We start from the raw sequence: 13,918 nt of genomic DNA on the forward strand, positions 1-13,918 counted from the left end.
TGAGTCATGTGTCGTCATCGCTGCCGCCATTGGTCGAACCCGCCGCTGAGCTGACCCGCGAGGAGGTGGCCCGCTACAGCCGCCACCTCATCATTCCCGAGCTAGGGGTGGACGGACAGAAGCGGCTCAAGAACGCCCGGGTGCTGGTGATCGGCGCCGGCGGGCTTGGGTCGCCCACGCTGCTCTACCTGGCCGCGGCCGGCGTCGGCACCATCGGCATCGTCGACTTCGACGTGGTCGACGAATCCAATCTGCAACGCCAGGTCATTCACGGCACCGCCGATGTCGGGCGCCCCAAGGCGCAGTCGGCCCGCGAATCGATCGCCACCATCAACCCACTGATCGACGTGCGGCTGCACGAATTCCGGCTGGAGGCCGACAACGCGCTCGAGCTCTTCGCCCAGTACGACCTCATCCTGGACGGTTCGGACAACTTCGCCACCCGGTATCTGGTGAACGACGCCGCCGTGCTGGCGGGCAAACCCTACGTCTGGGGGTCGATCTACAGGTTCGAAGGCCAGGCGTCGGTGTTCTGGGAGGACGCGCCGAACGGACTGGGCCTGAACTACCGCGACCTGTATCCGGAGCCGCCACCACCGGGGATGGTGCCGTCCTGCGCCGAAGGCGGTGTGCTGGGCATCATCTGCGCATCGATCGCATCGGTGATGGGGACCGAAGCGGTCAAGCTGATCACCGGGATCGGTGAGACGCTACTGGGCCGGTTGATGATCTACGACGCGCTGGAGATGAGCTATCGCACGATCAGGATCCGCAAGGACCCGTCGACGCCGACGATCACCGAGCTGATCGACTACGAGTACTTCTGCGGCGCGGTGTCCGACGACGGCGCTGCCGCCGTCGCGGGCTCGACCATCACCCCGGCCGAGCTGCGCACGATGCTGGACTCCGGCACCTCGCTGGCCCTGATCGATGTGCGCGAACAGGTCGAGTGGGACATCAACCACATCGACGGCGCCACGCTGATCCCGAAGTCGCTGATCATGTCCGGGGAGGGCTTGTCGCAGCTGCCGCAGGATCGCAAGGCGGTGCTGTACTGCAAGAGCGGCGTGCGGTCGGCCGAAGCGCTGGCCGCGGTGAAGCGGGCCGGTTTCTCCGACGCGGTGCATCTGCAGGGCGGAATCATGGCCTGGGCGAAGCAGATGCAGCCGGACATGGTCATGTACTAGGGCCAGAGTTCGTGCTCACTGAGACGGAGGCCAGGAATGACAGACACATCGCCAGCGCCGGACGCGGGCTCCTCTGACGAGTTCTGCGAAGAATTCGGGTACGAGCCAGAACTCAAACGAACGCTGGGCTCTTTCCAGGTGTTCGCGGTGTCTTTCGCGTTCATCTCGGTGGCGGTGGGCATCTTCGGTACCTACGACGACCTTCTCCGTAATGCCGGGCCGGTGGGAATCTGGACATGGATCGTCGCTGCGGTCGGCCAGTTGCTCATTGCGCTGGTGGTCGCGCAGTTCGCTGCCCGCATCCCACTCAGCGGCTCGTCCTACCAATGGGGTTCGCGGCTGGCCAACCCCAAGATCGGCTGGTTCTTCGGCTGGCTCACCTTTTGCTACCTGATCACCGGGCTGATGGCGATCGACAGTGCGATGTCCAGCACCTGCCTGATGCCGTTGTTCAACATGGCGCCCGACGAGCACACGGCGCGATTGATCGCCGCAGTGGTGATGGTGATCCAGGCCGTGCTTGCGATTGTCTCGACAAAGATTGTCGCGCTGATCAATTCGGCGGCGGTTGCCGTCGAGCTGACGATCGTTGTGGTCCTCGTGGTCGCGCTCCTGGTGGCGGTGGCCGTGACCGGAGACGGCTCGGTCGGCAATCTCACTTCACGAGGCATCACCGCGAACACGACGGACTACTTCGCCTTCGGAGGAGGGTTGATGGCGGTCATGATCGTGGGACTGGGAACGTTGGTGGGCTTCGACTCGGCAGCGAACATGGCCGAGGAGGCCAAGGACCCCTTCCGAAGCGTGCCGCGCGCGATCGTGGGATCGGTGTTGGCGGCCAGTGTGCTGGGCATGCTGTTTCTGATCGCACTGACCATTGCCATCGACAACATTCCCAGGGTCTCGGCCGCAGACTCGCCCGTCGCGATGATCATGCACGACCAACTGGGAGCGGCGACCGAGCGAATATTTCTGTCCGCCATAGCGATTGCCTTCTTCGGCGGGGGGATGGTCACGCTGACCAGTTGCTCGCGCATGATCTTCGCGATGGCGCGCGATGACCGGTTTCCCGCACACCGACTGATGCGACGGGTGAATCCCCGCACGCAGACGCCGATACCAGCCACCATCGTGCCCGTCGTCATCGGGATTGCGGTACTCGCCGTCCTGCCGGGCAACGCTCTGCTGGAGTTGATCACCTCCGGGACGGTTTTCCCGGCGCTGACGTACGGCATGATCGTTGTTCTCTACCTCGTGGTGCGCAACAAATTGGGCCGGCAGGAAGGGGCATTCGACATCGGCCGGTTCGAGCTGCCGGTGGCGATCTTCGCGCTGATCTGGTCGATATGCGCGCTGGTCATACTGCTCTCGCCCGCCGACGCGGTGGTGCCGCTGATTATCGTGACGAGCCTGCTCGGGGTGGGTGGGTTGTACTTCGGTTACCTGATGATCTTCAACCGCCGGGTTCTCGACCACGAACCCGGTGAAGCCACCGTTTTCTCACACTGACCTGCCGGCGGACCCGCCGGAAGATCCGTCCTTCTTGCCGGCGGCCAGAATCAGCTCGGGTGCATTCGGGTGTTAGCTGTGGTAGCTGTGCCAGGCTCTACTAGGCTGACCGGCGTGAGTGTCGAGCCGCCGCCGGAGCACGTGCTCGCGGCGTTCGGCTTGACCGGTACGGAGCCCGCGGCGCTGGGTGCCGCCTGGGAGGGCGGCTGGCGGTGCGGCGAGGTGGTGTTATCCATGGTTGCCGACAACGCCCGTGCGGCGTGGTCGGCCCGGGTGCGCGAGACCTTGTTCGTCGACGGGGTGCGCCTGGCCCGCCCGGTCCGGTCCACCGACGGGCGCTACGTGGTGTCTGGCTGGCGGGCGGACACCTTCGTCGCCGGCACCCCCGAAGCCCGCCATGACGAGGTCGTCTCTGCGGCGGTCCGGCTGCACGAGGCCACCGGCAAACTGGAGCGGCCCCGCTTTCTGACCCAGGGTCCCACCGCCCCCTGGGCTGACGTCGACGTCTTCATCGCCGCCGATCGCGCCGCCTGGGAGGAACGTCCGCTGCAGTCGGTGCCGCCGGGTGCGCGGACCGCCCCGCCCTCGGCGGACGCCGAACGATCGGTCGAGCTGATCAACCAACTCGCGACGTTGCGCAAGCCGACCCGCAGCCCCAACCAGCTGGTACACGGCGACCTGTACGGCACAGTGCTGTTCGCCGGCACCGCCCCGCCCGGCGTCACCGACATCACCCCGTACTGGCGTCCCGCCTCCTGGGCGGCCGGGGTCGTCGTCGTCGATGCATTGTCGTGGGGGGAGGCCGACGACGGTCTCATCGAACGGTGGAACGCACTGCCCGAGTGGTCGCAGATGTTGTTGCGCGCGTTAATATTCCGTTTGGCCGTTCATGCTCTGCACCCGCGTTCCACCGCCGAGGCGTTTCCCGGGCTGGCCCGCACTGCGGCACTGGTCCGGATGAATCTCTAAGTCCTGGAATCGAACTCGTAGCGGACCTCGCTCAGCGCGATCCGTCCGTCGACCGACAATACCCCTTCGGCACGCAGCAGTTCCAGCTGCCGAGACGTCAGATGCCGGGCCGGTCGCCCGGACGCGGTGATCACCCGGTGCCAGGGTAAGTCCGCGGAGTCGGTGCGCATGATCCAACCGACAATGCGTGGACTGGAAAGTCTTGCGGCAGCGGCAATATCACCATAGGTGGCGACCCGGCCCGGGGGGATGGCAGCGACCAGCGAGCGCACCCGCTCGATCTGCTCGTCGGTGATCTGCGTCATCGCTACCGCGTTGTCAACAGCCTGCGCACCAGCGCGGCGACCGCATCGGGCTTGGCGTGCGGCACCATGTGATCGCATTCGTAGTCCACCAATTCGAACTCGCCGCCCAGCCGGTCACGCAATGCGGCGATCAACCCGTCGCTGACGTAGGGCGGTGCGGTCCACGTGGCCCGCGCCACAGTCGTGGGAATCCCGGTGGGTGGCAACACGACGTCGCGAGCCAACTCGCTCCAGTAGGACATCATTGCCGGCAGGCTGATCCGCCAGCCGTATCGTCCGTTGGGTAGTCGGATCAAGTGCTCGGCCAGGTCGGCTTCGAGTACGGCCGGGTCCACGTCGGCCCAGGAACCGCCGGCCTTCTCCTGGCGGGCCTCATCGCGGTCCGGGTAATCGGGGGCGGCCAGCATCGCCTCGGCGATCTGCGACATCCAGTGGCCGTCCAACCCGATCGCCGGGTCGAGCAACAACAGGGCGCCCACCAGATCCGGCCGCGCCGCAGCCAGATGCATCGCCACCGCGCCGCCGAAAGAGTGGCCCATCACCAGCACCGGTGCGTCGGCTTCGGCGTCCAGCAATGCGGCCACCGCCGCGACGTTGGCCTCGATCGTCCACGGCGCGGCCCACGACGACCTGCCGTGCCCGATCAGATCGGGTGCGGCCACGGCGATCTCGGGCACGTAGTTGGCAAAGTGTCGCCAGCGTTCGCCGTGACCGGTCAGCCCGTGCAGCGCCAGCAGCCGGACCGGGCCGGGCGGTCCGAACCGGTGCGCATGAAGGACGGTGGTCACGCGTCGATGATGCCAGGCGGTCTCATCCCGGCATCCGGGCTGGTCAGCGCTACTTGTCGGACCTGCGTGGTTGCATGCCGGTATGTCATACAGCTGGGGCGCGGCGCAGCAACTGGTGCACCCGGATTGGCGCGGCCTGGTGCGCGTGCTGGGTGGCCCCGGAACCGGCAAGAGCTGCCTGCTGGTTGAGGCGGCCGTCGCCCGGATCTCTTCGGGCGTGGATCCGGAAGCTGTTCTGCTGCTTACCGGTTCGGGCCGGCTCGGCACGCGGGAACGCAGCGCGGTGACCACCGCCTTGCTGCGCTCGAGCCACGGTCGGCCCGTCGTGGGCGAGCCGTTGGTACGCACCGTGCACAGCTACGCCTACTCCGTGCTGCGGCGGGCGGCCGAACGTAGCGGCGGGCCACCGCCGCGGTTGCTGACCGGCGCCGAGCAGGACGCTATCGTCCGCGAACTGCTGGCCGGTGACCTCCAGGACGGCGCGTCCTGGCCCGCTCATCTGCTGCCCGCGCTGCCCACCGCGGGATTCGCCAACGAACTGCGAAACCTGCTGGCGCGCTGCGCTGAACGCGGGGTCGAGCCACTCGAGCTCGAACGGTTGGGTCGCTCCTGCGGCCGGCCGGAGTGGGTCGCGGCCGGTCGATTCGCCCGGCAGTACGAGCAGGTGATGTTGTTGCGCGCGGCGGTCGGGACGGCCGCCCCGCAGGCCACCGCACCTGCACTGGCCGCCGCCGAACTGGTCGGGGCGGCACTGGAGGCGTTTGCGGTCGATCCTGAGCTGCTGGCCGCTGAACGTGCCCGGCTCCGAGTGCTTCTGGTCGACGATGCCCAGCAACTCGATCCGCAGGCCGCGCAGCTGGTGCGCGCGTTGGCTGTCGGTGCCGATGTCGCGCTGATCGCGGGTGACCCGAACCAGGCGGTGTTCGGGTTCCGGGGCGGTGATCCGGGGCTGCTGCTGGGCGGTGACCACCCAGGGGTGACGCTGAGCGCCTCACATCGGTGCGCGCCGGGTGTCGCCCGCGCGGTGAGCGGCATCGCGAGTCGGTTGCCCGGTGCTTGCCCCGGCCGGCGCATCGACGGCACCGGGGACGATGGGCGCTGCGGTGGAGTGAGCGTCCGCTTGGCCGCTTCGGCGCACGCCGAAGGCGCGCTGATCGCCGATACCCTGCGACGTGCGCACCTCGTCGACGGTGTGCCGTGGTCGCAGATGGCGGTGATCGTCCGGTCGGTGCCACGCGCCGGCGGGCGGTTGCCTCGAGCGCTGGCCGCCGCCGGTGTTCCGGTCGCGATCCCCGCGACAGGCGGGCCGCTGGCTGAGAAACCCGCGGTGCGCGCGCTGCTCACCGTCCTTCTCGCCGCCGCCGACGGACTCGACGGCGACGACGCGCTGGCACTGCTCACCGGACCGATCGGCCGGGTCGACCCCGTCTCGCTTCGCCAGTTGCGCAGGACGTTGCAGCGCAGGCAGGACGGCACGTTCGCCGAGCTGTTGGTGCAGACGCTCACCGGGGACAAACCACCCGCTCCCGAAGCGCAAGCCGCTGCGCTGCGGCGAGTGCGCGCCGTGCTGGACGCGGCAGTCGATTGCCACCGCAACGGCCAGGATCCGCGCTACACGCTGTGGGCGGCCTGGCACCGGTCGGGTCTGCAGCGGCGCTGGCTGACGGCAATCGAGCGCGGTGGGCCGGCGGGGGAGCAGGCCGCGCGGGACCTCGCAGCGGTGACGGCGCTATTCGACATCACCGACGACTTCGTGTCCCGCACGTCGGGGGCGTCGCTGCGCGGACTCGTCGAGCATGTCGCGGCGTTGCAGCTGCCGCAATCCACCACCGACCTCACGTCGCCGTCCGAACAGGTCAAGGTGCTCAGCGCGCACGCCGCCCTGGGTCACGAATGGGACCTGGTGGTGATAGCCGGACTGCAGGACGGATTGTGGCCCAACATGATTCCGCGGGGCGGCGTGTTGGCCACCCAGCGACTGCTCGATGAACTCGACGGGGTGGGTGACCATGCGTCGGTACGGGCGCCGCTGCTGGCCGAGGAGCGCCGGCTGCTGGTGGCCGCGATGGGCCGGGCGCGGCGTCGCCTGGTGCTGACCGCCGTGGACAGCGCCGACCGCGGTGGACACGAAGCCGCGTTGCCGTCACCGTTCTTTTTCGAGGCCGCTCAGTGGGCGCACGGTGAAGTCGAGGAGCCGCAACCTGTTTCGGCGCCGCGCGTGCTGTCGACGCCCGCGGTGGTGGGCCGGTTGCGGGCAGTGGTGTGTGCACCCGACGGCACGGTCGACGAGGCCGCACGGGCCTGCGCGGCAACCCAATTGGCGCGCCTGGCCAAAGCTAGCGTGCCGGGCGCGAATCCGGCGGACTGGCACGGTCTAACCACGGTCAGCACCGACGCGCCGCTGTCCAAACCCGACGACACCGTGACGTTGACGCCGTCGACCCTGCAGACGCTCAACGACTGTCCGCTGCGCTGGCTGGTTGAGCGGCACGGCGGGACCAACCCGCGGGAGCTGCGCTCCACTGTCGGCTCGGTGATGCATGCGCTGGTCGCCGAGTCCGGCCGCACCGAGTCGCAGCTGCTGGCGGAGCTGGACCGCGTCTGGCAACACCTTCCGTTCGAGGCGCCCTGGCATTCGGCCAACGAGCTGGCCCGCCACCGCGCCATGATCCAGGCGTTTGTGCAGTGGCGTGCGCAAACACGCGGCGAGCTGACCGAGGTCGGTGTCGAGGTCGGTGTCGACGGGATGCTCGACAAGGAGCACGGTGGGGGCCGCGAGATCCGACTGCGCGGCCGCATCGACCGGCTCGAGCGTGACGCCGCCGGTCGGCTGGTGATCGTCGACGTCAAGACCGGCAAGTCGCCGGTCAGCAAAGACGATGCGCAGCAGCACGCGCAGTTGGCGATGTATCAGCTGGCCGTGGCCGAAGGCATGATGTCCGACGGCGACGAGCCCGGCGGCGCCCGGTTGGTCTATCCCGGCAAGACCGGGGCCTCGGGCGCCACTCAACGCGAGCAGGATCCGCTGACGCCGCAGGCTCGGGAGAACTGGCGCGACCTGATCGGCCGCGCCGCCGAAGCGACGGTCGGGCCGCATTTCGTCGCCCGGCGCAACGACGGCTGTTCGCATTGCCCGGTCCGACCCTCCTGCCCCGCACACGCCGACGGGCCGGCGCAGTGACTCCGCGCTACAGCCCCGCCGAATTAGCCGGTGCGCTGGGCGTTTTACCACCCACCGACGAGCAGGCCGCAGTGATCGCGGCACCGCCGGGGCCGCTGGTGGTGATCGCCGGCGCCGGCGCCGGCAAGACCGAGACCATGGCTGCCCGCGTGGTGTGGCTGGTCGCCAACGGGTATGCCGAACCCGGCCAGGTGCTCGGCCTGACGTTCACCCGCAAGGCTGCCGGTCAGCTGCTGCGCCGCGTCCGGACCCGGCTGGCCCGCCTGTCGAGCCTCAACGCCGACTCGGGGCAAACGCCCCAACCCGCAGCCACCCCGACGGTCAGCACGTACCACGCGTTCGCCGGTTCGCTGTTGCGCGAATACGGGCTGTTGCTGCCGATCGAACCCCACACCCGGTTGCTCACCGAAACCGAGATGTGGCAGCTCGCGTTCGACGTGGTCAACCGATACCGCGGCGAACTGCACACGGAGAAGACGCCGGCCGCGGTCACCTCCCTGGTCTTGCGGCTGTGGGGTCAGCTCGCCGAACACCTCGTCGACACCGGTCAGCTCCGTGATACCCACATGGAGCTGGAGCGGCTGGTGCACACGCTGCCGCCCGGTCCGCGCCAGCGGGACAGCGGCCCCAACCAGTCGTTGCTGCGGATGCTGGCCACGCAGACCGACCGCGCCGAGCTGGTACCGCTGCTGGACGCGCTCCAGGACCGCCTGCGGGCCGACAAGGTCATGGACTTCGGCATGCAGATGGCCTCCGCTGCGCAGCTGGCGGCCGAGTTCCCGCAGGTGGGTCAGGAGTTGCGCAGCCGCTACCGGGTGGTGTTGCTGGACGAGTACCAGGACACCGGCCATTCCCAACGCATCGCGCTGTCGTCGCTGTTCGGTGGCGGCTGTGATGACGGACTGGCGCTCACGGCGGTCGGCGACCCGATCCAGTCGATCTACGGGTGGCGCGGCGCGTCGGCGACCAACCTGCCGCGGTTCACCACCGACTTCCCGCTCGCCGACGGGTCGCCGGCGCCGACCCTGGAACTGCGCACCAGCTGGCGCAACCCGCCCAGCACGCTGCATCTCGCCAACGCCATATCGGCCGAGGCCCGACGCCGGTCGGTCGCGGTACGGCCACTGCGCCCGCGCCCGGATGCCCCGCCCGGAACTGTCCGCTGTGCCCTGCTTGCCGACGTGCAAACCGAGCGCGACTGGATCGCCGACCACATAGCGCAGCGGTACCGGCAGGCCCGCGACGACGGCAGCGCACCACCCACCGCGGCGGTGCTGGTCCGCCGCAACGCCGACGCCGCCCCGATCGCCGACGCGCTGCGCGTTCGCGGAATCCCGACCGAGGTCGTCGGCCTGGCCGGTCTGCTGTCGGTCCCTGAGGTCGCCGACCTGGTGGCCATGCTGCGCCTGGTTGCCGACCCGACCGCAGGCGCGGCCGCCATGCGGGTGCTGTCCGGTCCGCGCTGGCGTCTGGGCGGACGGGATATCGCCGCGCTGTGGCGCAGGGCGCAGGAGTTGGGCGACGCGCCCACCGCACCGGTGAATGCGACCGAACCTGCCTGCGCCGAAGCCATCGCGATGACGGCCGGCTCAGCTGCCGACTCGCCCTGCCTGGCCGACGCCATCTGCGATCCGGGTCCGGCCGCCGGTTACTCCCCGGCCGGCTACGAGCGCATCAACGCCCTCGCCGGCGAGCTGACCGGGCTACGCGGCCACCTCGGATACTCCCTGCCCGATCTGGTCGCCGAGGTGCGCCGGGTATTGGGGCTCGACTGTGAGGTTCGTGCCCGGGCCGCTCTGCCGTGGTCGGGCACCGAGCACCTGGACGCCTTCGCCGACGAGGTCGCCGGCTACGCCGAGCGCACCGGCAACTCGAACACCGCGTCGGTCGCCGGCCTGCTGGCCTACCTCGACGTGGCCGGCGAGGTAGAGAACGGTTTGGCACCGGCTCAACCCACCGTCACCCGCGACCGGGTCCAAGTGCTCACCGTGCACGCCGCGAAGGGCCTGGAATGGCAGCTGGTGGCGGTGGCACACCTGTCGGGCGGCACCTTCCCGTCGACCGCGTCGCGCAGCAGCTGGCTCACCGACTCCGGTGAGCTGCCGCCGCTGTTGCGCGGTGACCGCTCCCGAGCCGGCGCACTCGGCATCCCGGTACTGGACACATCGGCGGTGACCAATCGAAAGCAGTTGTCGGACAAGATCGCCGAGCATCGCGCCGCACTCGACCAGCGACGCATCGACGAGGAGCGCCGCCTGCTGTATGTCGCTGTCACCCGCGCCGAAGACACTCTGTTGGTGTCCGGTCACCAGTGGGGTGCCACGGGAATCAAGCCTCGGGGGCCTTCGGAATTCCTCTGCGAGGTCAGGGAGATCATCGATCGTTCCGCCCAGCACGGCCAACCCTGCGGCACGGTCGAACAGTGGTCGCCCGCGCCCGCGGACGGGGAGCGAAACCCGTTGCGGGACAACGTTGTCGAGGCAGTATGGCCGGTCGACCCGCTGGCTTCGCGCCGCAGTGACGTCGAACGCGGCGCGGCACTGGTGTCCGCCGCCATCTCCGCCGGGAACCTCCGGACCGGACCGGCCGATGCTGAGGGCTGGGCCGCCGACGTCGATGCACTGCTGGCCGAGCGGGCCCGCGCCGCACAACCCCCCAGCCATCGGCTGCCGAACCAGGTCTCGGTCAGCGGACTGGTGGAACTCGCGCGCGACCCCGATGGCGCCGTGTTGCGGCTGATTCACCGGCTGCCCACCCGCCCTGACCGGCATGCATTGTTGGGCAACGCATTTCACGCCTGGGTGCAGCGTTTCTACGGTACCGAGCTGCTGTTCGACCTCGGAGATCTGCCGGGGGCTGCTGATTCCGACGTCGGCGAACCCGCCGAGCTGGCCGCCCTGCAGACCGCGTTCGCCGCGTCACCATGGGCGGCCCGCACCCCGATCGCGATCGAGGTGCCCTTCGAGATGCCGATCGCCGACACCGTGGTCCGCGGCCGCATCGACGCGGTGTTCGCCGACGACGACGGCGGCACCACCGTGGTGGACTGGAAGACCGGGGAACCACCGCGCGGCCCGGAAGCCAAACGCCAGGCCGCTGTCCAGCTCGCCGTCTACCGGATGGCGTGGGCGGCCCTGCACGGTTGTCCGCAAGAGTCGGTACGTACCGCATTCCACTACGTGCGCAGCGGAACCACCGTCGTCCCGGACGAGCAACCCGGCGCCGACGAACTGGCGGTTCTGCTGACCGACTCCAGTCGCCCCCGCAGCCCCTGATCGTGGTTTCATGATGGACGTGCGGGTGACGTGCGCTGAGACCAGTACGGGTTTCCGTGGCGAAAGGTAGCTGGCGGCGGCTGAGGCGTCTCGACGAAAGGTTGACCGCCCAGCCCAGTTACGCCCTGGTCGGTGTACTGCGTATTCCGCAGGGTCGATCCAGCCCTGCCCGCATCATCTCCCGCCGCATCGCCATCGCCCTGGCGGCATTGTTCGTCGGCGCCACGACTGTCTACCTCGACCGCGACGGCTACCACGACGTGCAGGGCGATCGCCTGACCTTCCTGGACTGCCTCTACTACTCGGCGGTGACGCTGTCGACGACCGGATACGGCGACATCACGCCGATCTCGGAGTTCGCGCGCGCGGCGAACGTGCTGATCATCACGCCGCTTCGCATCGCGTTCCTGATCCTGTTGGTCGGCACCACGCTCGAGGTCGTCACCGAAACGTCGCGGCAGGCATTCAAAATCCAGCGTTGGAGGAGCAGAGTGCGCAACCACACCGTCGTCATCGGATACGGGACCAAGGGCAAGACCGCGATCGCAGCGATGCTCGGCGACGACGTGGCACCCGGCGAAATCGTCGTCGTCGACACCGACCGCACCGCCCTGGACCGCGCCGCGTCCGCCGGCCTGGTGACCGTGCACGGCGACGCCACCAAATCCGACGTGCTGCGGCTGGCCGGCACCCAGCACGCGGCCTCGATCGTGGTGGCCACCAGCCGCGACGACACCGCGGTCCTGGTGACGTTGACGGCGCGCGAGCTCTCGCCGAAAGCCAAGATCGTGGCGTCCATCCGGGAGACCGAAAACCAGCACCTGCTGCAGCAGTCCGGAGCGGATTCGGTGGTGGTGTCCTCCGAGACCGCAGGCCGGTTGCTCGGCCTGGCCACCACCACCCCCAGCGTCGTACAGATGATCGAAGACCTGCTGACCCCGGAAGGCGGATTGGCGATCGCCGAACGCGAGGTGGAGCAGGCCGAGGTCGGCGGCTCGCCGCGGCACCTGCGCGACATCGTGCTCGGCGTGGTCCGGGACGGAAGGTTGCTGCGCATCGACGCACCCGAGGTCGACGCGGTCGAGGCCAGCGACCGGTTGCTGTACATCCGCCACGGGGGGCATTGATGCCCCTCGATTTCCAGCTACGCGACGTCCCGCTGTTATCCCGCATCGGTGCCGACCGCGCCGATCAGCTGCGCACCGACATCGACGCGGCAACGGCGGGGTGGGCCGAGGCCGCCCTGCTTCGGGTCGACAACCGCAACCAGGTGTTGGCCGCCGACGGCAAAGTGGTGTTGGGCGCTGCCGCCGCACTCGGCGAGAAACCACCCGCTGAGGCGGTCTTCCTGGGCCGCGTCGAGGGCGGCCGCCACGTCTGGGCCATCCGCGCCGCACTTGAGCCGCCCGATGACGCCCCCGACGACGTCGAAGTGCTCGACCTACGCAGGCTCGGTCGCATGATCGATGACACCAGCAGTCAACTGGTCTCCGCCGCACTGGCATTGCTGAACTGGCATGACAGCGCCCGCTTCAGCCCGCTGGACGGCACGCCCACCAAGCCGGCCCGGGCCGGGTGGTCGCGGGTCAATCCGCTCACCGGGCACGAGGAGTTCCCCCGGGTCGACCCCGCGGTCATCTGTCTGGTGCACGACGGCGGCGACCGGGCCGTCCTGGCCCGCCAGGCGAACTGGCCGCCACGCATGTTCTCGCTGCTGGCCGGTTTCGTCGAGGCCGGCGAGTCGTTCGAAGTGTGTGTAGCGCGGGAGATCCGGGAGGAGATCGGGCTCACCGTCCGCGACGTCCGCTACCTCGGCAGCCAACCGTGGCCGTTTCCCCGCTCCCTGATGGTCGGGTTCCACGCGCTGGCCGACGCCGACGAACCGTTCTCCTTCAACGATGGCGAGATCGCCGAGGCGGCCTGGTTCACCCGCGACGAGGTGCGCGCGGCGCTCGACGCCGGCGACTGGACCAGTGCGTCGGACTCCAAACTGCTGCTGCCCGGGTCGATTTCGATTGCCCGGGTGATCATCGAATCGTGGGCCGCTATGTGATGCGATCGGTGATGTTGTCCAGGATGGCGGACGCGATCCGTTCGGCGGGCTCGATGCCCAGCACGCCGACCGACATCAACACCGCGTTCTTGACCCGGTACTGATGGCTCCACCCGTTGTCGGTGATCCGCAGTGACGATGTGTCCGGTTTGTCCAGCTTGAAGTCGTATTTCGGGTCGTGCAGGGCCACGCACGCGTTCAGCGAGGCGTGCAGCTGGTCCAGTGCGCTGCGCGCGGCATGCGCGTCCGGATAGATCGCTACGGCCTGATTGACCGAGTCGACCATGGCCAGCCCGCCCGGGTCGATGTCATCGGTGACCCCGCTGTAGCCGGCGCTACGGAATTCCGTCCAGCCGCCGGCGAACGTCAGGTCACTGGTTCCGGCTGCCCGGCACGGCCCCGGGGCATTGACGTCGCCGACCGGCGGATGCCGAAGATCGGCGTGCGCATGGGCGGTCAGTTCCTCGTAATTGGCGATGCGCCGCACGTCGTCGATGCTCACGATCAAGGCGTCGGCTCCGGTCGCGGCGGGAGTCGGCGTGGCCGAGGTGTTGCTGTCGGAGCATCCGGCGACCAGGGTCATCGCGCAACACACAGCCAGAACCGCTCGTTGGAGCAGCGCTGACGCCATGGTCCTCATCGTAAAGCCCG

The 13,918-nt window shown here is 69.0% G+C and carries 10 protein-coding genes; 7 read left to right on the forward strand and 3 right to left on the reverse strand.

Annotated elements, in window-relative coordinates:
- Nucleotides 1-8 precede the first annotated feature (8 nt).
- From moeZ to AC5Y5Z_RS21625, 3 genes are all read left to right on the forward strand, one after another.
- On the forward strand, nt 9-1,187 hold the full coding sequence (moeZ, locus tag AC5Y5Z_RS21615) for an adenylyltransferase/sulfurtransferase MoeZ (protein WP_463828231.1): 1,179 nt from the start codon (nt 9-11) through the stop codon (nt 1,185-1,187).
- A 36-nt stretch (nt 1,188-1,223) separates the two neighbouring features.
- Complete coding sequence (locus AC5Y5Z_RS21620) at nt 1,224-2,696, forward strand: APC family permease (RefSeq protein ID WP_463828230.1); 1,473 nt, start codon at nt 1,224-1,226, stop codon at nt 2,694-2,696.
- A 114-nt stretch (nt 2,697-2,810) separates the two neighbouring features.
- On the forward strand, nt 2,811-3,665 hold the full coding sequence (locus tag AC5Y5Z_RS21625; RefSeq protein WP_463828229.1) for a TIGR02569 family protein: 855 nt from the start codon (nt 2,811-2,813) through the stop codon (nt 3,663-3,665).
- Here AC5Y5Z_RS21625 and AC5Y5Z_RS21630 read toward each other — a convergent pair.
- On the reverse strand, nt 3,662-3,970 hold the full coding sequence (locus AC5Y5Z_RS21630) for an MGMT family protein (protein WP_499927433.1): 309 nt from the start codon (nt 3,968-3,970) through the stop codon (nt 3,662-3,664). The genes AC5Y5Z_RS21625 and AC5Y5Z_RS21630 overlap by 4 nt on opposite strands.
- A 2-nt stretch (nt 3,971-3,972) precedes the next feature.
- Entirely contained in the window at nt 3,973-4,758 is a 786-nt protein-coding gene (locus tag AC5Y5Z_RS21635; RefSeq protein ID WP_499927435.1) for an alpha/beta fold hydrolase, read from the reverse strand.
- 82 nt (nt 4,759-4,840) lie between these two features.
- Between AC5Y5Z_RS21635 and AC5Y5Z_RS21640 the strand changes: the two genes are divergently transcribed.
- Genes AC5Y5Z_RS21640 through nudC form a run of 4 tightly spaced genes read left to right on the forward strand, consistent with a single transcriptional unit; the run spans nt 4,841 to nt 13,267 of the window.
- A complete protein-coding gene (locus AC5Y5Z_RS21640) occupies nt 4,841-7,939 on the forward strand; it encodes an ATP-dependent helicase (protein WP_499927437.1) in 3,099 nt (1,032 codons plus the stop codon).
- On the forward strand, nt 7,906-11,214 hold the full coding sequence (locus tag AC5Y5Z_RS21645) for an ATP-dependent helicase (protein ID WP_499927505.1): 3,309 nt from the start codon (nt 7,906-7,908) through the stop codon (nt 11,212-11,214). The genes AC5Y5Z_RS21640 and AC5Y5Z_RS21645 overlap by 34 nt, the downstream gene beginning before the upstream one ends.
- A 56-nt stretch (nt 11,215-11,270) precedes the next feature.
- Entirely contained in the window at nt 11,271-12,341 is a 1,071-nt protein-coding gene (locus tag AC5Y5Z_RS21650) for a potassium channel family protein (protein ID WP_463828225.1), read from the forward strand.
- A complete protein-coding gene (gene nudC, locus AC5Y5Z_RS21655; RefSeq protein ID WP_499927439.1) occupies nt 12,341-13,267 on the forward strand; it encodes an NAD(+) diphosphatase in 927 nt (308 codons plus the stop codon). The genes AC5Y5Z_RS21650 and nudC overlap by 1 nt, the downstream gene beginning before the upstream one ends.
- Here nudC and AC5Y5Z_RS21660 read toward each other — a convergent pair.
- Entirely contained in the window at nt 13,260-13,898 is a 639-nt protein-coding gene (locus AC5Y5Z_RS21660) for a sensor domain-containing protein (protein WP_499927441.1), read from the reverse strand. The two genes, nudC and AC5Y5Z_RS21660, sit on opposite strands and share 8 nt — an antisense overlap.
- Between the last annotated feature and the right edge of the window lie 20 nt (nt 13,899-13,918).

Source organism: Mycobacterium sp. NGS29 (assembly GCF_059812965.1).